A 21,078-nucleotide genomic window follows, 5' to 3' on the forward strand; every position below is an offset into this window, starting at 1 on the left:
GGGACCCGGGATGGACATCACCCAACTGCTCGCTTTCAGCGTCAAGAACAAGGCATCCGATCTTCACCTCTCAGCTGGTCTCCCACCCATGATACGGGTGCACGGTGACGTGCGACGCATCAACGTCGAGCCGCTGGATCACAAGATGGTCCACAGCATGGTGTACGACATCATGAACGACAGCCAGCGCAAGCAGTACGAGGAGTTCCTGGAGTGCGACTTCTCGTTCGAGATCGAAGGCCTGTCGCGTTTTCGCGTCAACGCTTTCAACCACAACCGCGGTGCGGGGGCCGTGTTCCGGACCATTCCGAGCAAGATCCTGACGCTGGAACAGCTCAACGCGCCCAAGATCTTCGGTGATCTTGCACTGCGTCCGCGTGGCCTGGTGCTGGTGACCGGCCCGACCGGCTCCGGCAAGTCGACCACGCTGGCCGGTATGGTCAACCACCTGAACGAAACCGAGTACGGCCACATCCTGACCGTGGAAGACCCGGTCGAATTCGTGCACGAGTCCAAGAAATGCCTGATCAACCAGCGTGAGGTGGGGCCGCACACCCTGAGCTTTGCCAACGCCCTGCGCTCGGCCCTGCGTGAAGACCCGGACGCCATCCTCGTGGGCGAAATGCGCGACCTGGAAACCATCCGCCTGGCCATGACCGCGGCGGAAACCGGCCACCTGGTGTTCGGCACGCTGCACACCTCCAGCGCGGCCAAGACCATCGACCGCATCATTGACGTGTTCCCGGCGGAAGAAAAAGACATGGTGCGCGCCATGCTGTCCGAATCGCTGGTGGCGGTGATTTCGCAGACGCTGTGCAAGCTCAAGGACGGCAGCGGTCGCGTGGCGGCCCACGAAATCATGATCGGCACCAGCGCCATCCGCAACCTGATCCGCGAAGCCAAGGTGGCCCAGATGTACTCGGCCATCCAGACCGGCAGCGGCGTGGGCATGCAGACGCTGGACCAGAACCTGTCCGAGCTGGTCAAGCGCAACGTCATCAGCGCAGCCGAAGCACGGAGCAAGGCGAAAATCCCGGAAAATTTCCCAGGGTAGACATGCTCTCCCCCGTTGCTTGCCCACTGCGTGTGGCCGCATCCCCCCCAGGGGGCAACGCGAGCGGCCTGGCAAAGCCGGTTCCGCCGCGTTCTGAGCTGGCGTTCCAGCTTCCAACATTCCCCGCTCTCCGGAGCGTAGACCAAGTTTTTGAAACAAGGTAGTCCCTCATGGAACGCGACCAGGCATCCAAGTTCATCAACGACCTGCTCAAGCTCATGCTGAGCCGGGCGGGCAGCGACCTGTTCATCACGGCCGACTTTCCGCCGGCGATCAAGGTGGACGGCAAGGTGGTGAAGGTGTCGCCGCAGCCGCTCAACGCGGTACACACGCTGTCGCTGGCTCGCGCCATCATGAACGACAAGCAGGCGGCCGAGTTCGAGCGCTCCAAGGAATGCAACTTCGCCATCTCGCCACCCTCCATCGGTCGCTTCCGGGTCAGCGCCTTCATCCAGCAGGGCAAGGTGGGCATGGTGTTGCGGACCATCCCGGCGATCCTTCCCACCATCGACAAGCTCGGCTTGCCCCAGGTGATGAAAGATGTCAGCCTGTCCAAACGCGGTCTGTGCATCCTCGTCGGCGCCACGGGTTCGGGCAAGTCCACCTCGCTGGCGGCCATGGTGGACTGGCGCAACGAGAACACCTTTGGCCACATCATCACGATCGAAGACCCGATCGAGTTCGTGCACCCGCACAAGAACTGCGTGGTCACGCAGCGCGAAGTGGGGCTGGACACCGACAGTTGGGACGCCGCCCTCAAGAACACCCTGCGCCAGGCGCCCGACGTCATTCTCATGGGTGAGATCCGCACCCGCGAAACCATGGAACACGCGATCCAGTTTTCGGAAACCGGCCACCTGTGCATGGCCACCCTGCACGCCAACAGCGCCAACCAGGCACTGGACCGGATCATCAACTTCTTCCCCGAAGAGCGCCGTCCGCAACTGCTGATGGACCTGTCACTCAACCTGCGCGCCATGATCTCGCAACGCCTGGTGCCGCGCCAGGACAACAAGGGCCGTTTTGCCGCGGTGGAGGTGCTGCTCAACTCACCGCTGATATCCGATCTGATCTTCAAGGGCGAGGTCGCCGAGATCAAGGAGATCATGAAGAAAAGCAACCAGATGGGCATGCAGACCTTTGACCAGGCCCTGTTCAACGCCTTCGAGGCCAACCTCATCACGCTCGAAGACGCCCTGCGCAACGCCGACTCGCTCAACGACCTGCGGTTGCAGATCAAGCTCAACAGCCATCGCGCCAAGACGGTGGACCTGGCTGCGGGCACGGAGCACATGACGATTGTTTGACCCACCCCCGCGCCGCGCCCAAGGGCGCGTCACCCCCTCAAGGGGGCAACGCGAGTGGCCCGGCAAAGCCGGTTCCACCGCGTTCTGGGTCAGGCATTTCGCTCCGGTCTGCACATGTTTTTCGGCATTTCTTGATTCGCTCCTCCCTCTTGCAGGACTCCTCTCATGAGCAGCATCGCCTCTAAAACCTACGAATCCGTTGCACCCCGAAAGGTTGCGTTTCTCGGCCTTGGCGTCATGGGTTTCCCCATGGCCGGGCATCTGGCCCGCGCCGGGCACTCGGTGACGGTCTACAACCGCTCGCCGGCCAAGGCGCAAGCCTGGGTGGCCGAGTTCGGTGGTGCCGCCAAAGCCACGCCGCGTGAGGCGGCCATGGGTGCTGACATCGTGTTTTCCTGCGTGGGCAACGACGATGATCTGCGCGCGGTGACGCTGGGGGCCGATGGTGCTTTGGCTGGCATGGCACCGGGTACTGTGTTTGTGGACCACACGACCGCCTCAGCCGATGTGGCGCGTGAACTGTATGGCGCCGCGAAAAACCTGGGGCTCGCGTTTGTGGATGCGCCCGTTTCGGGTGGTCAGGCAGGTGCGCAGAACGGCCTGCTGACGGTGATGTGCGGCGGTGATGCCGCCGCGTTCGACAAGGTCCAGCCGGTGGCCATGGCCTTCTCGCGCGCCTTCACGCTGCTGGGCACCAGCGGCGCCGGCCAGCTCGCCAAGATGGTCAACCAGATCTGCATCGCGGGCCTGGTGCAAGGCCTGGCCGAAGCCATCGCGTTTGGACAGAAGGCCGGGCTGGACATGAAGCAGGTGCTCGACGTGATCGGCAAGGGTGCCGCGCAAAGCTGGCAGCTCGACAACCGCGGCAAGACCATGGTGGCCGATCAGTTCGACTTCGGCTTCGCCGTGGACTGGATGCGCAAGGATCTGGGGCTGGTGCTGGACGAGGCCAAGCGCAACGGCGCGCGCCTGCCGGTCACCGCCCTGGTGGACCAGTTCTACGCCGACGTGCAGGCCATGGGCGGGAACCGGCTGGACACGTCCAGCCTGATCAAACGCTTGAGGTAGAACCACTCCCCCCGCGCCGCCTCGCGTCACCCCCAAGGGGCGATGCGAGTGGCCCGGCAAGGCCCCTTGGGGAGTGACGCCGCAGGCGGCGCGGGGGATCAGTGCCCCGCGTGCAGCTTCTCGTGGATGCGCTTGGTGGTGCGCCAAACCGCCCACAACACCAGAGGAATCAAGGCCCCGGCGGCCATCTCGGGGTTGATCGGCAGGCCCGCGGCCTTGCCGGCCTTGCCCAGGTAGAGCAGGAGGCTGATCACGTAGTACGAGATCGCCGCGATGGACAGGCCTTCCACCGTGCTCTGCAGCCTGAGCTGCATTTCCTGCCCTTTGGTGAGCTTGGCCAGCAGTTGCTGGTTCTGCTCTTCGGTGGCGATGTCCACGCGGGTGCGCAGCAGCGCGCTGGTGCGCGTGATGCGCTCGGACAAGGACGCCAGGCGCTGCGCCGTGGCGGCCACCGTGGCCATGGCCGGCGAGAGCCGGCGCTGCATGAATTCGCCCAGCGTCTGCGTGCCCGGGATGGGCTGCTCGCGCAGTTCGGCCGTGCGCTGACTCACCAGCATGTCGTAGGCGCGCGTGGCCGCGAAACGGTAGACGTTTTCGGCCGTCGCACGCTCCACACCACCGGCCAGCGAGACCAGGGTGTCGAGCAGCGCCTGGTCCGAGGCGCCCTTGTTCTCCAGCTGCGCGGTGATGTCGGCCAGCTGGCGTTCGGAACGGGCCAGCAGGGGCGCCAGTTCTTTGACCACGGGCAGCGCCCGCAGCGCCATCAGGCGGTAGGTCTCCAGCTCGAACAGGCGCGCGGCGATGCGGCCGGCGCGGGTCTCCGAGGTGCCGGCCGGGCCGATCACCAGCATGCGCTCGAAGCCACAGGGACGCAGCCAGAAGTCGGTCACGGCCAGCGAATGCGCGTTGTTGCCCATGAGCGAAGCCACCACGGCGTGCTCGCCCAGCCAGGTGCGCGCCTGGGCCAGCGCCGGCGCGGGCGGGCTGATCGTGTCCTCCAGCATGACCAGCTGGATGGCCGCGAAGGTGCGCCCGGGAATGGCCGCCAGCCAGCCCGGCGGCGTGGCAATGTGCGTCGGCAGATCGGGTTCGCGGGTGCCCAGTCCGCAACCTTCGGGCAATGGCTGCACGATGGAATAGCGGGTGAACTCGGTGTGGCGTTCCCACTTGAGCGTGTAGCCGGGCAGGCGCAGGCGCAGGAAGTTGCCATGCAGATCGTCCACCGTCAGCGCGGCTTGCCCGGGCAGCCGGCGCAGCAGCGCGCATTCCTGCTCGCGGTCCACGCCCTCGTTGAACACCGCCACATAGGTCAGCAGCGCGGGCAAGTGGATGCGGGCCGGCGGGCGGGCGTGCACCTCGTTGTGCAGCAGCTCGCGCTGCGGGTCGCTGGCGGGCAAAAGGGAAGGCATGGGTTCCATGGCGTGATTGTGCCGTCCCGGCGTGACGGTCAGGAACTCGCCTGGCCGATCCAGCGCGTCACATGCGCCAGGCCCTGGTGGCCCGGGCCCTCGTCCAGCATGGTTTCGCCGTGCCACGACAGCACCTCGTCGAGCCCGGCAAAGTCATCGCGCAGCGACGCCGGGGTGTAGAGCATGGACACGTCTTTCGGACCACCGCTGCGGTGCTGCAGCTGCTGCGGGTGAAAGCTCTCCAGAATGAGCAGGCCACCGGGCCGCAGGCCCGCGGCCAGGCGCCGGTGCGCGCCCGCACGGATGGCGGGCGGCAGGTGCACGAAGGTCAGCACCACGGCATCGAACGACGCGGGTGCCGGCGCCCAGTCGGCCAGATCGCCGAGCACGGTCTGAAGGGCCACGCCGCGTTCCATCGCCAAGGTCTGCGCTTTCTGCAGACCCACGGCGGAGCCGTCCATGGAGGTCACACGGTGGCCCTGCTGCGCCAGCCAGACGCCGTTGCGGCCTTCACCGTCACCGGGCACCAGCACCTCGCTGCCCCGCTTCAGGCGATGGGCCTGCCCCACGAGGAACGCATTGGGGGCGGTGCCGTACTTGAAGCCGGCGACAGAAAAGTTTTGGTCCCAGAAGTTCATCGGGCAAAGATACCGCACGCGCACAAGAAAAACCCGCCGGGCTTGCGCCGGGCGGGTTGAGAAGGCCACGCCCGGGGGACGGGCGTGGCATCAGGGATCGTGGCTCTCAGAACGGAATGTCGTCGTCCATGTCGTCGAAACCGCTGGCCGGACGGGCGGCGGCGGGCGCCGGTGCCGGACGGGCCGCGGGCGGAGCCTGGCGCGGAGCTGGTGCCGGGCGCGAATAGCCGCCACCGCCGCCACCCTCGTCACCTCCACCCATGCCTTCGCGGCCGCCGAGCAGCTGCAGCTCGGTGGCGATGATGTCCACAGTGTTCTTTTCCACGCCGGTGGTCTTGTCCACATAGGTGCCGTATTTCAGGCGGCCTTCGACGTAGATCGGGCGGCCCTTCTTCACGTACTCGCCGGCGATTTCGGCTAGGCGGTCGTAGAAGGTGACGCGGTGCCACTGGGTGTCTTCGATGGTTTCGCCGCTGTTTTTGTCCTTGCGGCGGCTGGAAGTGGCCACGCTCACGTTGGCCACGGCCTGCCCCGAGGGCAGGTAACGGATTTCGGGGTCGCGGCCACAGTTGCCGACGAGGATGACTTTGTTGACGGATGCCATGAGTGGTGTGCCCTGAGGGGATTAGCGGGCGGCGCCGGGAACCCGGGCCGCAAAACGGTCAACCATTGTGCCGCAATTGCCCTGATGAACCCAATCGGGTTTTCCGACGGCCTACACTGTGGGCACATGAGGGGTGAACCAGACTTTTTCCAGAACCTGCAGGACGAACTGTCCGATGGGCGCGCGTGGCTGGACCGCACCGTGGTTCTGGGCTACGCCATCCTGGCCGGCCTGTGCGTGGTCCTGTTCACGCTGATGAGCGAGACCGCGTTCGAGTGGTTCATGCACCTGTACGCCGCGGCACCCTGGGTGGTGCTGATCTGGACACCGGCCTTGACGGCGTTCATCGTGTGGTGCACACGCAGCTATTTCCCGGGCGCTGCGGGCTCGGGCATTCCCCAGGTCATGACGGCGCTGGATCCCCTGCTGCCGAGGGATTCGCGACACCGCTTCGTGTCGTTGCGGCTCACGTTCGCCAAGATTGTTCTGGGCTCGCTGAGCCTGCTGGGTGGCCTGTCGGCCGGGCGCGAAGGCCCCTCGGTGCAGGTGGCCGCAGGCGTCATGCACGACGCGCGCCGCTGGCTGCGCCCGGGCTCGGTCATGAGCGAACGGGCGCTGCTGGTGGCGGGTGGCGCGGCCGGCATCGCGGCGGCGTTCAATGCCCCGCTGGCGGGCGTGGTGTTTGCCATCGAGGAACTGTCCAAAAAACTCGAAGCGCGCAACAACGGCCTCATCATCGCCGCCATCGTGCTGGCCGGTCTGGTCAGTATCTCGGCCTTCGGCAACCTGACCTACTTCGGTTCGATCGAAGTGCCCCGGCTGGGCTGGGGCGCGATCCTGCCCGGCGTGCTGGTGACGGTGATCTGCGGCGTGCTGGGCGGGCTCTTCTCGCGGCTGCTGGCCGCGTCACTGGCCGGCATGCCCGACCGTTTCAGCGCTTTTCGCAAGCGTTTCCCGGTGCGTTTTGCCGCCGCCTGCGGCCTGGTGGTGTCGATCATCGGCCTGGCGTCGGGTGGCGCGACCTTCGGCGCCGGCGCGGAAGAAGTGCGCAACATGCTCGCGGGCGAGAGCGACATCTCGCGCATGTACGTGCTGCTGAAGTTCATGGCCACCTGGATCACGAGCTGGAGCGGCGTGCCGGGCGGCATCTTTGCGCCCTCCTTGTCCATTGGGGCGGGTGTCGGACACGACGTGGCCCAGATCGTCGCGGGCAGCAACGCCAGCGCGCTGGCGCCCGCCCTGATCGCGATGGGCATGGCCGCCTTCCTCGCCGCGACCACGCAGGCCCCGCTGACCTCGTTCATCATCGTCATGGAGATGATCGACGGCCGGCCGATGGTGCTGAGCCTCATGGCCGCGGCCATGCTGGCCAGCCTGATCTCGCGTCTGATCAGCCGGCCGCTGTACGGCACGCTGTCCACCCTGATGCTGCGCCCGACCCGCGAACACCAGGCCCGCGAGGCTGCGGCCGAGACCGATGCGCCCGCCCCGGCGCCCTCAGTGCACGATGCAACGGCGCCCGCTGATCCGCCTGCCGGGGGACCGGTGCAGCGCTCCCTGCTGGACGACGCGGGCAAGGACGATCTGCCGCCGGCCGGCGGCTCGCCACCCCGGAAGGACTGACCAGCCCTTCTGCACAAAGGTCAAATGGGCGCGTCGAACGTCAGCGTTTGGCCGCTGGCGCCTGCATCGGCCAGGCCGCCACCAGCCACACCAGGGTGCCCAGCGCGCAGACGGCAAACAGGCCGCTGGCGCCGTGCGCGCGCACCAGCCAGCCGCCGACTGCGCCCCCCACGAAGAAACCCACCGACTGCAGTGTGTTGTACACACCGAGCGCAGCGCCGCGCGCGTGGGCCGGCGCCAGCCGGGACGCCAGGCTGGGCTGGCTGGCTTCCAGCGTGTTGAAGCCGATGAAGAAGACGAACATCAGGCCCCCCAGCGCCCACAGGCCCGGCGCCGCGCCGCTGCGCGCCAGCCACCACAGGCCGATCTGCACCACGCCGATGAGCGCGATGGCGATCAGGAACGCGGCACGCAGCCGGCCCTTGCGCTCCATCGGAAACAGCACGCCACCCATGACCAGCAGCGAAGCCACCACCGCCGGCAGGTAGACCTGCCAGTGGTCCGGCTTGGCCAGCCCGGCCTGCACCAGCATGGCGGGCACGGCCATCCACATGGCGAGCTGCACCGCGTGCAGCATGAACACACCCAGGTTCAGGCGCAGCAAGCCGGCGTGACGCAGCACCTCGCCCAGCCCGCCACGCACCTGCTGCATGTCGGACGGCCGGTGCACGCGCGGTTCCGGCGGCGCCACCCACAGCACCACGGCGATGCCCAGCAAGGCCAGCGTGCAGGTCATGCCGAAGATGCCTGGCAGGCCGACCCAGCCCGCCAGCAGCGGCGCAATCACCAGCGAGAGCGCGAACATCAACGCGATGCTCGCACCCACCATGGCCATGGCCTTGGTGCGCACGCTGTCGCGCGTCACGTCGGCGAGGAAGGCGGTGACCGCGGCCGAAATGGCGCCCGCGCCCTGCACCGCGCGGCCGATGGAGAGCCAGGTGAGATCGGGCGCCCAGGCCGCGATGGCACTGCCCGCCGCAAACACCAGCAGGCCGGCCACGATGGTGGGCTTGCGGCCAAAACGATCGGAGGCGATACCGAAAGGAATCTGCAGGAACGCCTGCGTCAGGCCGTACAGGCCCATGGCGAAACCCACCCGCGCCGGGTCGTCGCCGCCGGGCAGGCGCGCGGCTTCGAGCGCGAACACCGGCAACACGATGAACAGGCCCAGCATGCGCAGCGCGAACACCAGCGCCAGCGCGCCGCTGGCGCGGCGTTCCTCACCCGTCATGCGGTGGGCATCGGGGGCTGGAACATCGCTGGAAACGGGGGGAGCGGAGGTTGAAGACACGATCAAGAAGCACACGGCAGGCAGGATCGCCTGCCTCATACCGGGGGGTGTTGGGGCCAGCCGGTATTGTGCGTCAAAGGCCTCACCCCACGCTGGGGGTCGGTCGGCCCCGACATGGACCGGCGGTCACGGAACAAGGCGCGGGAAATATCATTCCGGCAACTGCCGGGCCACCATTTCGACCACACTTTCGATGGTGGTGGGCCAGGCATCGGCTTCGGCGCCCGCCATCACGTTCAGGCGGCAACTGCCGCAGGACACCACCACCGTGTCGGCCCCCGTGGCGTCGATCTGCTCGCGCTTGATGCCCCAGGCCTGGTGCCGCAGGCCCTCGGCGCGGTTGATCAGGAACACGCCCGCGCCACCGCCGCAACACCAGTTCTGCTCTGCGGTGGGCGTGGTCTCCCGCAGGTCCATGCCCAGGGCTTTCAGCGCCGCGCGCGGCTCGTCCACCACGCCTCCGTGCCGGGCCAGCTTGCAGGCGTCGTGGTAGGTGATCTTGCGGCTGGGGTCCTGTGGCGGCTGCAGCTGCAGACGCCCGGCGGTGATTTCCCGCCCCACGAATTCGGACGCCGCCAGCACCTCGAAGGGCAGCGGCTGGCCGTTGGCGAGCCGCGCTTCCCAGCGCAGCGCCGGGTAGGCGTGCCCGCACTCCGGCAGGATGACGGTTTTGGCCCCGATGGCCAGGGCCTCGTCGATCAGGCGCTGGCTGGCGGCCTTCTGCAGCGATTCGCTGCCAGACAGCAGGCCGAAGTTCGCTGCCTCAAAACCCGCGCTGCGCAAGGTCCAGCGCACGCCCAGGTGGTTGAGGATGCGCGCCGTGGCGGCCAGTGCGTCCTGAAACAGCAGCACGTCGATCACCGTGCTCACGAGCATCAGGTCGGCCTGCGGTTCGTCCAGCGGAATCGTGATGCCCTGGGCACGCAGCAGGTCCACCGTCTGCCGGAGTTCGTCGGGGCCGACGCCGAACACCGTGCCCCGGCCGGCCTGCTCCTGCGCGACCGCCGTCAGCTCCAAGGGGGCCAGTCCGGCCTCGAACAGCGCTTCGCGCATCACGTTCACGCCACGCGCGGTGTTGACGCCCATGGGGCAGATCATGCTGCAGCGCCCACATTCGGTGCACGCGTCGTAGACCAGCTCCTGCCATTCCTTGAGCTGTTCGAGGGTGATGTCGGGCAGGAACAGCCGCTTGAGCGGCGCAAAAGCCGAACTTTCGCGCGCGTGCACCCGGCGCAGCAGGTCCAGCTTGCGGCTGGGGCTGTATTTCGGGTCCTGGGTGCTCTGGTAGAAGTGGCAGGCTTCCGAGCAGTAGCCACAGTTCACGCAGGCTTCCAGGTCCAGCGCCAGGCCACGGTCGGTCTTGGCCAGCATGACCGCCTTGGCGCGGCCCAGGCGTTCGGCGTCGGTCAGCGCATCGGGCTGAGCCATCTCCGGCAGGTGGTGGATGGCTTGCAGAAAGCCATGGAACACGTCTTTGTTGATCATGAGCGCACCCCGCGACGGCCAAAAAACGTGGCCAGCTGCATGCGCGCCGGCAGGAACAGGAACGCATGCATCAGCTTGCCGAACGGAAACCAGATCAGCAACAGCTCCAGCGTCAGCAGGTGCACCGCCAGCGGGTCCCGGTAGACCACATGGTCACGCGCCAGGATGGTCGACGACGGATCGCCGATCACCGCCATGCCGGTGACGAAAGGCAGGAACGTGACCAGCCAGGTGATCCAGTCGTTGGCGGTCGAGATCCGTTTCAGCACCGGGTCGCTCAGGCGGAACATCAAGGCCATCAGCAGCGACACGATGGTGGCCGCCGCCGCGGCGTACATCACGGCATCGGGAAAGGCCGGCCATGACAGGCCGGTCAGGCGGTGGATGAAGGCGATGTGAGGTGCATAGCCAAAAACCACCACCGCGAGCCCGATGTGAAACACATAAGGGTTCACGGTGACGAGCGTGGCGCTGGGGTGGAAGCCGCCACGCGGCAGCATGCGGGTGAACGCAGCGCGCGTCGCCGCACCGGTGCCGAAATGCTGGCGTTCGGGGGCGCCGGGCGCGACCAAGTGGGGCAGGCGCCACAGCGCGAACAACCGCCACGCGACGCCGGCGACAAAGATGAAAAGCGACAGCGTCAGCAACGGGCCGCGCACCCAGTCCAGAAAATCCATGGAAACCCTCCCTGTTGTTGTCACCAAGGTTTGCACAGTACGCCAAATCCACCCGAAAAGCCAAGTGCCTTCACGCGCCGCTGCGCGGTGTGTAAGCCCCGTCATGCTTTGAACACCACCCGCGTGCGGCAGATGTACCCCGGAAGCGGTCCCGCCGTATCATGTCGGGTTGCCTTTTTGACGCCAGAAACCCGCCCTGGTGACCCCGCCTTGAACCAGAACCCGACCTCGCTGACCCGTCCCGCGCCGGACACGCCACCCGCTCCGCTCAGCCCCGCCCAGGCCGCTGCCCTGCGCACCGCGGCCGTGCTGTCGGTGCGCGGCGCGCGCACGCACAACCTGAAGAACATCGACCTCGACATCCCCAAGCACGCGCTGGTGGTGATCACCGGGCTCTCGGGTTCGGGCAAATCGAGCCTGGCCTTCGACACGCTGTACGCCGAAGGCCAGCGCCGCTACGTGGAAAGCCTCTCGGCCTACGCGCGGCAGTTCCTGCAGCTGATGGACAAGCCCGATGTGGACCTGATCGAAGGCCTGTCGCCCGCGATCGCCATCGAGCAGAAGGCCACCAGCCACAACCCGCGCTCCACCGTGGGCACGGTGACCGAGATCCACGACTACCTGCGCCTGCTCTACGCGCGCGCCGGCACGCCGCACTGCCCCGAGCACGACCTGCCGCTGGCCTCGCAGAGCGTGGCGCAGATGGTGGACTCCGTGCTGGCGCTGCCGCAGGACACGCGGCTCATGATCCTGGCGCCGGTGGCGCGCGAGAAAAAGGGCGAGTTCCTGGAGCTGTTCGCCGACATGCAGGCCCAGGGCTATGTGCGCTTCCGGATCAACGGCGAGGTGCTGGACTACGACGCCCTGCCGGCACTGAAAAAGACCGAGAAACACAACATCGACGTCGTGGTCGACCGCATCAAGGTGCGCTCGACCGAGGAAGAGGGAGCCAATCCACAAAGGCAGCGCCTGGCCGAGAGCTTCGAGGCCGCACTCAGGTTGGCCGAGGGTCGCGCCATCGCGGTCGAAATGGACGGCGGCGCCGAACACGGTTTCTCCGCCAAGTTCGCCTGCCCGGTCTGCAGCTACACCGTGGGCGAGCTGGAGCCGCGCCTGTTTTCGTTCAACTCGCCCATGGGCGCCTGCCCCAGCTGCGACGGCCTGGGCCACACGGAGGTGTTCGACCCTGAGCGCGTGGTCGCCTTCCCCACGCTGAGCCTGGCCAGCGGCGCCATCAAGGGCTGGGACCGGCGCAACGGCTACTACTTCGCCATGATCGAAAGCCTGGCGGCGCACTACAAATTCAGCGCCGATGCGGCCTGGGAATCGCTGCCCGAAGCGGTGCAACAGGTGCTGCTCTACGGCTCGGGCGAACAAGAGATCAAGTTCAGCTACGCGCTCGAATCGGGCGAACGCGCGGGCAAGAAGATCACCAAAAAGCACCCCTTCGAAGGCATCATCCGCAACTTCGAACGCCGCTACCGCGAGACCGACAGCGCCAACGTGCGCGAGGAGCTGGCCCGCTACCGCGCCACCCAGCCCTGCCCCGAGTGCGGCGGCTCGCGCCTGCGCAAAGAGGCGCGCCATGTGTTCGTCGGCGAAGGCGCGCAGAAGCAACCGATCTACAAGATCAGCCACATCACCCTCGGCGAATCGCTGGCCTACTTCAGTGCGCTGCACCTGCCCGGCGCCAAGGGCGACATCGCCGCGCGCGTGATCAACGAGATCCGCCAGCGCCTGAAGTTCCTGAACGACGTCGGCCTGAACTACCTGAGCCTGGACCGCAGCGCCGAGACACTGAGTGGCGGCGAAGCGCAGCGCATCCGCCTGGCCAGCCAGATCGGCAGCGGCCTGACCGGCGTGATGTACGTGCTCGACGAGCCCAGCATCGGCCTGCACCAGCGCGACAACGACCGCCTCATCACCACGCTGCAGCACCTGCGCGACCTCGGCAACACGGTGCTGGTGGTGGAGCACGACGAGGACATGATCCGCAGCGCCGACCATGTGATCGACATGGGCCCGGGCGCGGGCGTGCACGGCGGCCATGTGATGGCACAGGGCACCTGCGCCGAAGTGATGGCCACGCCCGGATCATTGACCGGCCAGTACCTGAGCGGTGCGCGCGCGATCGCTGTGCCCATGCGGCGCACGCCCTGGCTGCCGGTGAACAAGGCCGCCGCCGCGGCCAAGGCCGCGCCCATCAAATCGCGCTTTCCGCTCAGCCCGGCGGCCGAACGCCGCAGCGCGCGCGAAGCGGCGCACATCGCCACGCTGGGCGATCTGCAGGAAATCCGCGTGGTCAACGCCACCGGCCACAACCTGCAGGGCGTGAGCGTCGCCTTCCCCGTGGGCCTGCTCACCTGCGTGACCGGCGTCTCGGGCTCGGGCAAATCGACCCTGGTGAACGACACGCTCTACGCCGCCGTCTCGCGCACGCTCTACCGCTCGCACGAAGAGCCCGCCGAGCACGAGGCCATCGAAGGCATCGAACATTTCGACAAGGTCATCAACGTCGATCAAAGCCCGATCGGCCGCACGCCGCGCAGCAACCCGGCCACCTACACCGGCCTCTTCACCGGCATCCGCGAGCTGATGGCCGAAATGCCCACCGCGAAAGAGCGTGGCTACGGCCCGGGCCGCTTCAGCTTCAACGTGGCCGGTGGCCGCTGCGAGGCCTGCCAGGGCGACGGCGTGGTCAAGGTGGAGATGCACTTCCTGCCCGACGTCTACGTGCCCTGCGAGGTCTGCCACGGCCAGCGCTACAACCGCGAAACGCTGGACGTGCAGTACAAAGGCAAGAACATCGCGCAGATCCTGGACATGACGGTCGAGAAAGCGCACGCCTTCTTCACCGCCGTGCCCACGCTGCACCGCAAGTTGCAGACGCTGATGGACGTGGGCCTGACCTACATCCAGCTCGGCCAGAGCGCGACCACGCTTTCGGGCGGCGAGGCGCAGCGCGTGAAGCTCGCGCTGGAGCTGAGCAAGCGCGACACCGGCCGAACGCTCTACATCCTGGACGAACCCACCACCGGCCTGCACTTTGCCGACATCGAGCTGCTGCTCAAGGTGCTGCACCAGCTGCGCGACGCGGGCAACACCATCGTCGTGATCGAGCACAACCTCGACGTCATCAAGACCGCCGACTGGCTGATCGACATGGGCCCCGAAGGGGGCTCGGGCGGCGGCACCGTGGTGGGCGTGGGCACACCCGAAGACCTGGCCGCCAACGGCGAAAGCCACACCGGGCGGTATCTGGCGCGGTTGCTGCAGCGCTGAAAGCAAGGCGATAGACGCGCAAGCCGCCCGCGCGAAGTGCCCTCACGACAGACACAGGAAACAGGGCAACCGGAGCGGGGCCCGCTCTGCGCGAGGAAACGCCAACCCAGAGACACCGCGGAACCGGCTTCGCCGGGCCGCCAGTGTCGCCCCCCCTTCAGGGGGGTGGCGCCGAAGGCGACGCGGGGGGTGCTTCGATCACTTGCTGCGGTAAGCCACACCCAGGCCCAGGCCATGGGTGACGAGGCGTCCCACCAGCGGGCTGCGTGCGGTCGATCCGAGCACGCGCGACACATCCAGCCCGCCAAACACCACCCAGTGGGTGCTCAGCGCGGTTTCAAAGTGGGCGCCCAGGCGCAGGTTTTCCCAGCCACTGCCCAGCCGGTACGGCTCGCGACCCGTCGCCTGGGCGGCCTCGGGCGTAATGCCGTAGAGCGTGCGCAGGTAGCGCGCGTCACCCCAGCCCCCGCCCACCGAAAAGTCCAGGTTGGTCCGCCGTGAAACCGGGTAACGGTAGTTCACCCCGGTGTTCAGCCGGGCGCCGCCTCCGCGGTCCAGCAGGTCGTGATCCAGGCTCACACTCCAGTTCCAGCGTTCACCGAAGGAACGCCCAGTGGACACACGACCGCGCAAGGTGGTCCGCACATCGGGCAGGCCCTGAAATTCGGGGTCACCGTCGAACGAGCGGCCATTGTCCAGGCGCAGCGACGCACCCAGCCGCCAGTTGCTGAACAGATCGAACTCCGTGCTCACGCCGGTTTCCAGCTGCTCCCGCCCGGCGCGCAAGAGCGAGTTGGCCCGCGATCGCGACACACGGAACGGCCCCAGCTGGAATGCCCACAGGGGCTTGATGTCGTAACGGGTCACGCCACTGCCAATGTGCCCGTTGGCCGACACGACCGAAGCGCCCACCAGATACCCGGCATCGCCCGCCGCTCCCCCGATCGCAAGCTGTCCCTCGGCGTGCGCCTGCAGCCCCAGACAGGCTGCCACCATCCCCAGACCTTGGCGCCAAAATATGGTTGTCATCCGGGCATCATAGCCAGCCTGAATGTCACAAAAATGCCGTCCCATGTAACTGGGTCACGGATTTCCCCCATTGCGGCAAACTGGCGGACATGGCACAGGAAACCGAACTCAAACTCGCGCTGTTCTCCCGCGACCTGCCGCGGCTGCTGGCGCATCCGCTGCTTGCGGCGCAGGAGCCGCAGCGGCAGCGCCTGCTCAACACCTATTTCGACACCCCCGATCTGGCGCTGATGCAGCAGCGCATCGCGGTGCGCGAGCGGCAGGTGGGACGCCGCACGCTGCTCACGGTCAAGACCGCGGGCGCGTCGGCGGGTGGTCTGTCGCGGCGCGGCGAATGGGAGGGTCCGACACAACCCGGCGAACTGGACTTTGCCTCCCTGGTGGACGATGCCGCACTGGCCACCGCGCTGACCGGGCTCAGACCCCGGCTGGTGCCCCTTTTCCGCACCGACTTCACGCGCCGCAGCTGGCAGCTCCACCAGGGCGGCGCGCACATCGAAGTGGCGCTGGACGAGGGCCGCATCACCACCCGGCCGGCCGGCGCCCGCCCCGGCAGCACCCGCCGGGAACCGATCCTGGAACTGGAGCTGGAACTCAAGAGCGGCCCGGTGGATGCCCTGCTCGAACTGGCCCACACGCTGGCCCTCGGGCCCCAGGGCTGGAGCGCGCAGGGCATCTGGCTCTATCCCTCGGACCGCAGCAAGGCCGAACGCGGTCTGGCCCTGTTTCTGGGCCAACCGCCCGGGCCCTTGCGCGAAGCACCGCTGCAACTGCCCGCCGACGGCGACCCGGTTCAGGCCTTCTGCGCCACGGCGCTGGCCTGTCTGGCCCAGCTGCAAGGCAACGTGCTGGCCCTGCTGCAGACGCCCGAGGCGGACCCCCTGCCCGACCCGGAATACATCCACCAGGCGCGGGTGGCGCTGCGCCGCCTGCGCACCGGGCTGCGCCTGTTTCGCCCCTTCCTGCCGCGCCGCTTCTCGGCGCACTGGAGCGCCCATTGGCAGGCTGCGGCCGGGCAACTTGGCGACGCGCGCAACTGGGACGTGCTGGCCACGACCTGGCTGCCCCAGTTGCTGGGCGACGGACCGCGCACGGAAACCCTGACGCGCTGGGTCATGCAGAGGCGGCGCGAAGCCAACCAGCACGCCCGCCAAGCGCTAGGCGAGCCCGCCTTTGCACTCGGCCAACTGGCCTTCGTGCGCGCGCTGCTGGCGCTGCAGGGCCAGGCGCCCCGAGCCGGCCAGCCCGCGCTGACCGATTGGGCACACGCCACCCTGCAGCAGCGGCACCGCCGCCTGCAGCGCGCGGTGCGCCTGGCGGCGTGTCAAGCGGCCAGCGAGCGGCACGCGCTGCGCATCGAACTCAAGAAACTGCGCTACGCCCAGTCCTTCCTGTCCAGCCTGTTGCCGCGTCAGCGGCGGGGGGGCTCATCGCTCAAACGCGCTCAGGAACTGCTCGGCACCCTGAACGATCTCCACACCGCGCAAGTCCTGCTCGCCGACGCGCCACCCCCGGCGGGGCAGAAGGTGATCGGTCGCCTGCAGGAACTGACGGCGGTGCACCTGGCCGATCTGCCCGGCGTGCAACGGCAACTGCTGCGGTCCATCGCCGCCTGGGACCGGATATGAAACACCCCCGCCACGCTGCGCACGACCCCTCAAGGGGGCGGCACTGGCCGCCCGGCAAAGCCGGCCCGACGGTGCCCTGGGATCACCCGGCGGTAGAGAGTTCCCCCAGACTGACGTGACGTTCCCCAACCTCTACTTCTGACTGGCTCAGGAATTCGAGGGGACTTCAGGCTTGAAGATGACAGCGATTCCGTACCAGGGGAGCGCGGACGCGGTGGTCGGGCTGGTGCGTGGGGACGTTGCCTTTGGTGCCGACACCCTGGCGGCGACGCAGTCGCTGATCAGCGGCGGCAAGCAGCATGCACTGGCGGTCGTGCAGGCCAAGCGCGCGCCGCTGCTGCCCGAGGTGCCGTCGTATCACGACCTGAAGCTGGACAAAGCCACGCTCGAAGGGTGGTATGCGCTGGCTGGCCCGAGTGGCCTGCCCGACGCGGTGTCCCAGGCCCTGCAGAAGACGCTCAGGCAGGTGGTGTCCGAGCCGGCCATCCAGCAGCGACTGGGTCAGCTGGCGCTGGAGGCGACCTGGTTGCCCGCCACGCGCCTGGGCGAACAGATGGACCACGAAGTGGCCCGCTACCGCGCGATCGTGGCACGCACGAAGATGGTGCTGGAGTGAGTCGGTCCGGCGCTCTGGGGACAGCTCGCCAGGGCCGGTGCTACACCATCAGAAAGGCCTCGAGCGCCTCACGGGAAACCTCACTGATCGGTTTGTCGAGCTGGACTTGTCCATGGTCCATGACCAGGACCGAGGTTGCCACCGACAGCAGGAAGGCCAGGTTCTGCTCCACGATGACGAAAGCGGCGCCCGACGAGCACTGCGTGCGCACCACGCCGGCCATGCGCTCGATGTTCTCCGGCTGCACGCCCTCCGTGGGCTCGTCCAGCAGCGTCAGCGGTGCGCGCAGGCCGATCGAACGGGTGAACGACAGCAGCTTTCGCTCCCCGCCGCTCAGCAAGCCGGAGCGCTGAGCCATGCGTTCGCTCAGGCGTGGGAAGTGACTCAGGCAGCTCGCATAGCGGCTTTCGTCGTGGTCGTCGAGATGCAGCCAGAGGTTTTCGTGCACCGACAGATCACCAAAAACAACGTTCTCCTGTGGGGCATACGCCATGCCGGCACGCAGGCGGTTCTGGGGTGGGAGGGGCAGCACGCTGCGGCCGTTCAGCGTGATGGCACCCTGCTGGGGCCGGATGAAGCCGGCCAGGGTCTTCATCAGCGTGGTCTTGCCCACACCGTTGCGCCCCAGTATGCCCAGCACCTCGCCTGGCCCCACGGCACCGCCGACGTCGCGCAGCACCATGGTGTCGCCATAGCCGCTGACCAGACCGTTGAATTCGAGCATGGGCTGACTCACTTGCGGGCTCCTGCGTACACGCGCTTGACCCGAGGGTCGTTCTGGATCTGTTCGAGGGTGCCTTCGGACAACAGCGCGCCCTGGTCGAACACAAAGACCTGACCGCCGATGGCTTCCACGGCGCTGATGTCGTGTTCGATGACCAGTGCACCCACACCCAGCTGATCAATGACCTGGCGGATGGCGTCGATCATCTGATGGGTCTCCTTCGGGGAGAGCCCCGCACAGGGTTCGTCGAGCAGCACCAGCTGCGGTTCGGGCAGCATCGTCATCGCGAATTCCAGAGCCTGCCGATGCCCCTGCGAAAGGCTTCCCGCCGGTTCATGAAGCTGTTGCCGCAGCACCGGGAAGAGCGTCAACAGCTCGTCGAGCAAGGGGGTGTGCCACGACAACGCCTGGCGGCCCAATGCATCCCGGCCCGAGAGCCGGCCGGCCCACAGCGCGATGTCGAGGTTCTGCGCCACGCTCAGCGCGGGGAACACCGATGGCACCTGCATCTTGCGGCCGACACCGCTGCGGGCGACCTTCCAGGCCGGCAACCGGGACACGTCCTTGCCGTTCAGGACAATGCTGCCCGCACGCAGCGGAAGCCGGCCCGTCAGCACGTTGAAGCACGAGGTCTTGCCCGCCCCGTTGGGGCCGATGATGCAGCGCACGCCAGGCCCCTGCAGCCCGAAGGAGAGGTCGTTGAGGATCCGAACGCCTCCCTGCGACGAGCTGACGTTGCGAAACGACAGCGCGAGCTCACAGGCAACGGGCGCCCGGGGCGCGAGCATCTTGCCGGAGGGCTCCTCGCCGGCATCGGTGGGCGTCGGCCGTCCGCCGACCAGGCCGTACAGACCTTCGGGCAGGAAACGGACCACCACCAGGAACAGCAGGGCGACCAGGACCTCCCAGTAGGAGAAGGTGTCCCGGAGTTCGGACGAGGCATAGCCCACCAGCACCGCGCCCAGCAGGGCGCCAACCGGGCTGGCCTTGCCGCCGACGGCGGCCCAGATGACAAATTCCGTGGCCAGCACGACGCCCATGGACAGCGGCGTGACGATGCCTTGGTGCATGGCGAACAGCGCCCCCGCCGTGGCGGCCAGGAAGGCCGACAAGGCATAGGCGTTCGCCTTGATCCGGTCGGTGGCGTAGCCGAAGAGCTGCAGCCTGTCTTCGTTCTGGGCGATGGCCGACCACAAGGTGCCCAGGGGGCGGCGGACCAGCACACTCAGCAGCACGGTGGTGCACACGGCACAGAACGCGATGACGCCGTAAAGGTCGGTGTAACGGTCCAACCCGAAGGGCTCCGGGATGTCAGACAGGCCATTGAAGCCGCCTGTGACCGAGCTCCATTGCTGCACCACCAGGAAGCCCAGCATCGTCATAGCCAGTGTGATCAGCGAAAAGAACGGGCCGCTGCGGGTGCTGCGCGCAAACACCAGACGCGCGCTCAGGTACGCCAGCGCCGACGGCAGCACCCATGCCAGGGGCAGCGTCCAGTACCAGAGGGCATCGGTGGATGCGGCCTTGAGGCTGCCACCTGCCAGGTAGGCGCCCATGCCGAAGAACAGCGCGTTGCCCAGCGGCAGAAAACCCAGACGGCCCCAGCACAGGGCAACGCCTTGCGTCGCCACGCCGTAGATGAGGAACAAACCGATCTGGTAGCGGGTGAAGTCGTCGGTCAGGAACGGCAGCGCGCACAAGCCGAGGCCCAGCAGCACGGGGCCGGAGACCTTCAGGCGCGGTCGCCGCTTCGGGCTGGCGGATTCCGCCGCCGCCAGGCCGGGATCAATGTCTTCCGAATAGTCCATGGGGTTTCAGCCAGAGAAAGAGAATGGACAGGATGAGCACCACGGCGTAACCGCTGGTCTGGTCGATGAGGGCGCTGAGCACCGACTGCGTGCCGCCAATGATGGAAACCCCGCCGCCGAAGCCGCCGAGCGTGCCCAGACCGCCGACCACCAGTACAAAGAACGAATCAAGGAGGTAGTCGACGCCAATGCCGGGCTCGATGCGGACCAGCGGTGCCAGCAGCACGCCCGAGGCGCCGGCCAGCATGACCCCGACGACAAAGGTCTGGGACGCCAGCCGGGTGGTGTCGATCCCCAGGGCCTGGGCCAGTGCCGGGTTCCCGGTCATGGCGCGAACGCGCAGCCCCATCGAGCTGCGCTGGTACCAGAGCGCCAGCGCCAGCATGAGAGCCGCCGTCAGCGCGAGCAGGAAAAGGCGGTACACCGGATACTGGAGGCCGAGCAAATCGACGGGCATGGTCAGCGTGCTCTCGATGTTCCGATAGTCGCGGCCGTAGACCGCTTCCACGAGCTTGCGCATGAGAATGGCCAAGGCCCAGGTGGCCAGCAGGGTGTCGAACGGTCGCGCATACAGGGGGCGGATCAGCCAGCGCTCCACCACCCAGCCCACGCCACCGCAAACCAGCAGCGCCAGGGGCATGGCGGTGATCAGTGGCCAGCCCCAGGACTGCACCGTGACCACCGCGTACGCTCCCAGCATGACGAACTCCCCATGGGCCATGTTCATGACCCCGAGCAATCCGAACACCACCGCCAGGCCCAGCGTCGTCAGGCCCAGGGTTGCCAGTTCGTACAACAGGTTGAGGAGATGGAGCAGCCAGCTTGAATCCATGGC

General features: G+C 67.4%; 17 protein-coding genes. 7 read left to right on the forward strand and 10 right to left on the reverse strand.

Going from position 1 to position 21,078, the window contains the following annotated elements; genetic code table 11:
* The first annotated feature begins 10 nt into the window (after positions 1 to 10).
* The 3 genes from ACN5W5_RS07275 (at position 11) to ACN5W5_RS07285 (ending at position 3,429) form a co-directional block, all read left to right on the forward strand.
* Positions 11 to 1,054 carry a type IV pilus twitching motility protein PilT gene (locus ACN5W5_RS07275; RefSeq protein ID WP_177137218.1) on the forward strand — a complete coding sequence of 348 codons (1,044 nt, stop codon included), beginning with the start codon at positions 11 to 13 and terminating at the stop codon, positions 1,052 to 1,054.
* A 170-nt stretch (positions 1,055 to 1,224) separates the two neighbouring features.
* On the forward strand, positions 1,225 to 2,361 hold the full coding sequence (locus ACN5W5_RS07280) for a PilT/PilU family type 4a pilus ATPase (RefSeq protein WP_420047863.1): 1,137 nt from the start codon (positions 1,225 to 1,227) through the stop codon (positions 2,359 to 2,361).
* Positions 2,362 to 2,526: 165 nt separating this feature from the next.
* Positions 2,527 to 3,429, forward strand: coding sequence for an NAD(P)-dependent oxidoreductase (locus ACN5W5_RS07285; RefSeq protein WP_420047864.1), 903 nt, complete (start codon positions 2,527 to 2,529; stop codon positions 3,427 to 3,429).
* Positions 3,430 to 3,527: 98 nt separating this feature from the next.
* Here ACN5W5_RS07285 and ACN5W5_RS07290 read toward each other — a convergent pair whose 3' ends face one another.
* The 3 genes from ACN5W5_RS07290 to ssb form a co-directional block, all read right to left on the reverse strand.
* Positions 3,528 to 4,838: a DUF3422 family protein gene (locus ACN5W5_RS07290; RefSeq protein ID WP_420047865.1), complete on the reverse strand. Its 1,311-nt coding sequence runs from the start codon at positions 4,836 to 4,838 to the stop codon at positions 3,528 to 3,530.
* A 38-nt stretch (positions 4,839 to 4,876) separates the two neighbouring features.
* Positions 4,877 to 5,476: a class I SAM-dependent methyltransferase gene (locus ACN5W5_RS07295; protein WP_420047866.1), complete on the reverse strand. Its 600-nt coding sequence runs from the start codon at positions 5,474 to 5,476 to the stop codon at positions 4,877 to 4,879.
* A 106-nt stretch (positions 5,477 to 5,582) separates the two neighbouring features.
* On the reverse strand, positions 5,583 to 6,080 hold the full coding sequence (gene ssb, locus ACN5W5_RS07300; protein WP_420047867.1) for a single-stranded DNA-binding protein: 498 nt from the start codon (positions 6,078 to 6,080) through the stop codon (positions 5,583 to 5,585).
* Positions 6,081 to 6,206: 126 nt separating this feature from the next.
* Here ssb and ACN5W5_RS07305 point away from each other — a divergent pair, with 126 nt between their 5' ends.
* A complete protein-coding gene (locus ACN5W5_RS07305) occupies positions 6,207 to 7,703 on the forward strand; it encodes a chloride channel protein (protein WP_420047868.1) in 1,497 nt (498 codons plus the stop codon).
* Positions 7,704 to 7,743: 40 nt separating this feature from the next.
* On the opposite strand, the gene ACN5W5_RS07310 is transcribed toward ACN5W5_RS07305, so the two are convergent.
* From ACN5W5_RS07310 to ACN5W5_RS07320, 3 genes are all read right to left on the reverse strand, one after another.
* Positions 7,744 to 8,934 carry an MFS transporter gene (locus tag ACN5W5_RS07310; RefSeq protein ID WP_420047869.1) on the reverse strand — a complete coding sequence of 397 codons (1,191 nt, stop codon included), beginning with the start codon at positions 8,932 to 8,934 and terminating at the stop codon, positions 7,744 to 7,746.
* Positions 8,935 to 9,144: 210 nt separating this feature from the next.
* Positions 9,145 to 10,479: a (Fe-S)-binding protein gene (locus ACN5W5_RS07315; RefSeq protein ID WP_420047870.1), complete on the reverse strand. Its 1,335-nt coding sequence runs from the start codon at positions 10,477 to 10,479 to the stop codon at positions 9,145 to 9,147.
* Complete coding sequence (locus tag ACN5W5_RS07320; protein WP_420047871.1) at positions 10,476 to 11,156, reverse strand: hypothetical protein; 681 nt, start codon at positions 11,154 to 11,156, stop codon at positions 10,476 to 10,478. Before ACN5W5_RS07320 ends, ACN5W5_RS07315 begins: the two co-directional genes overlap by 4 nt.
* A gap of 291 nt (positions 11,157 to 11,447) precedes the next feature.
* Here ACN5W5_RS07320 and uvrA point away from each other — a divergent pair, with 291 nt between their 5' ends.
* Positions 11,448 to 14,438, forward strand: a complete 2,991-nt coding sequence (gene uvrA, locus ACN5W5_RS07325) for an excinuclease ABC subunit UvrA (protein ID WP_420048171.1) — start codon at positions 11,448 to 11,450, stop codon at positions 14,436 to 14,438.
* Positions 14,439 to 14,636: 198 nt separating this feature from the next.
* Here the strand turns inward: uvrA and ACN5W5_RS07330 are convergent, their stop codons facing one another.
* On the reverse strand, positions 14,637 to 15,467 hold the full coding sequence (locus ACN5W5_RS07330; RefSeq protein ID WP_420047872.1) for a MipA/OmpV family protein: 831 nt from the start codon (positions 15,465 to 15,467) through the stop codon (positions 14,637 to 14,639).
* An 89-nt stretch (positions 15,468 to 15,556) separates the two neighbouring features.
* Here ACN5W5_RS07330 and ACN5W5_RS07335 point away from each other — a divergent pair, with 89 nt between their 5' ends.
* Together ACN5W5_RS07335 and ACN5W5_RS07340 are read left to right on the forward strand one after the other, a co-directional pair.
* Positions 15,557 to 17,095 carry a CHAD domain-containing protein gene (locus ACN5W5_RS07335; RefSeq protein ID WP_420047873.1) on the forward strand — a complete coding sequence of 513 codons (1,539 nt, stop codon included), beginning with the start codon at positions 15,557 to 15,559 and terminating at the stop codon, positions 17,093 to 17,095.
* Between the two features lie 142 nt (positions 17,096 to 17,237).
* Positions 17,238 to 17,711 carry a tripartite tricarboxylate transporter substrate-binding protein gene (locus tag ACN5W5_RS07340; RefSeq protein ID WP_420048172.1) on the forward strand — a complete coding sequence of 158 codons (474 nt, stop codon included), beginning with the start codon at positions 17,238 to 17,240 and terminating at the stop codon, positions 17,709 to 17,711.
* Positions 17,712 to 17,751: 40 nt separating this feature from the next.
* Here the strand turns inward: ACN5W5_RS07340 and ACN5W5_RS07345 are convergent, their stop codons facing one another.
* Genes ACN5W5_RS07345 through ACN5W5_RS07355 form a run of 3 tightly spaced genes read right to left on the reverse strand, consistent with a single transcriptional unit; the run spans position 17,752 to position 21,075 of the window.
* Entirely contained in the window at positions 17,752 to 18,447 is a 696-nt protein-coding gene (locus ACN5W5_RS07345; protein ID WP_420047874.1) for an ABC transporter ATP-binding protein, read from the reverse strand.
* Entirely contained in the window at positions 18,444 to 20,243 is a 1,800-nt protein-coding gene (locus tag ACN5W5_RS07350) for an ABC transporter permease subunit (protein WP_420047875.1), read from the reverse strand. The genes ACN5W5_RS07345 and ACN5W5_RS07350 overlap by 4 nt, the downstream gene beginning before the upstream one ends.
* Positions 20,221 to 21,075 carry a branched-chain amino acid ABC transporter permease gene (locus ACN5W5_RS07355; protein WP_420047876.1) on the reverse strand — a complete coding sequence of 285 codons (855 nt, stop codon included), beginning with the start codon at positions 21,073 to 21,075 and terminating at the stop codon, positions 20,221 to 20,223. Before ACN5W5_RS07355 ends, ACN5W5_RS07350 begins: the two co-directional genes overlap by 23 nt.
* Positions 21,076 to 21,078 lie beyond the last annotated feature (3 nt).

It is taken from the genome of Hydrogenophaga sp. ZJX-1, from assembly GCF_048590325.1.
GTDB lineage: Bacteria > Pseudomonadota > Gammaproteobacteria > Burkholderiales > Burkholderiaceae_C > Hydrogenophaga.

What these genes read in the sequence shown, in the direction of transcription:
- ACN5W5_RS07275 (WP_177137218.1), top strand. Translation starts at nt 11, where the DNA reads ATGGACATCACCCAACTGCTCGCTTTCAGCGTCAAGAACAAGGCATCC.
- ACN5W5_RS07280 (WP_420047863.1), top strand. Translation starts at nt 1,225, where the DNA reads ATGGAACGCGACCAGGCATCCAAGTTCATCAACGACCTGCTCAAGCTC.
- ACN5W5_RS07285 (WP_420047864.1), top strand. Translation starts at nt 2,527, where the DNA reads ATGAGCAGCATCGCCTCTAAAACCTACGAATCCGTTGCACCCCGAAAG.
- ACN5W5_RS07290 (WP_420047865.1), bottom strand. Translation starts at nt 4,838, where the DNA reads ATGCCTTCCCTTTTGCCCGCCAGCGACCCGCAGCGCGAGCTGCTGCAC.
- ACN5W5_RS07295 (WP_420047866.1), bottom strand. Translation starts at nt 5,476, where the DNA reads ATGAACTTCTGGGACCAAAACTTTTCTGTCGCCGGCTTCAAGTACGGC.
- ssb (WP_420047867.1), bottom strand. Translation starts at nt 6,080, where the DNA reads ATGGCATCCGTCAACAAAGTCATCCTCGTCGGCAACTGTGGCCGCGAC.
- ACN5W5_RS07305 (WP_420047868.1), top strand. Translation starts at nt 6,207, where the DNA reads ATGAGGGGTGAACCAGACTTTTTCCAGAACCTGCAGGACGAACTGTCC.
- ACN5W5_RS07310 (WP_420047869.1), bottom strand. Translation starts at nt 8,934, where the DNA reads ATGACGGGTGAGGAACGCCGCGCCAGCGGCGCGCTGGCGCTGGTGTTC.
- ACN5W5_RS07315 (WP_420047870.1), bottom strand. Translation starts at nt 10,479, where the DNA reads ATGATCAACAAAGACGTGTTCCATGGCTTTCTGCAAGCCATCCACCAC.
- ACN5W5_RS07320 (WP_420047871.1), bottom strand. Translation starts at nt 11,156, where the DNA reads ATGGATTTTCTGGACTGGGTGCGCGGCCCGTTGCTGACGCTGTCGCTT.
- ACN5W5_RS07330 (WP_420047872.1), bottom strand. Translation starts at nt 15,467, where the DNA reads ATGACAACCATATTTTGGCGCCAAGGTCTGGGGATGGTGGCAGCCTGT.
- ACN5W5_RS07335 (WP_420047873.1), top strand. Translation starts at nt 15,557, where the DNA reads ATGGCACAGGAAACCGAACTCAAACTCGCGCTGTTCTCCCGCGACCTG.
- ACN5W5_RS07350 (WP_420047875.1), bottom strand. Translation starts at nt 20,243, where the DNA reads ATGGACTATTCGGAAGACATTGATCCCGGCCTGGCGGCGGCGGAATCC.
- ACN5W5_RS07355 (WP_420047876.1), bottom strand. Translation starts at nt 21,075, where the DNA reads ATGGATTCAAGCTGGCTGCTCCATCTCCTCAACCTGTTGTACGAACTG.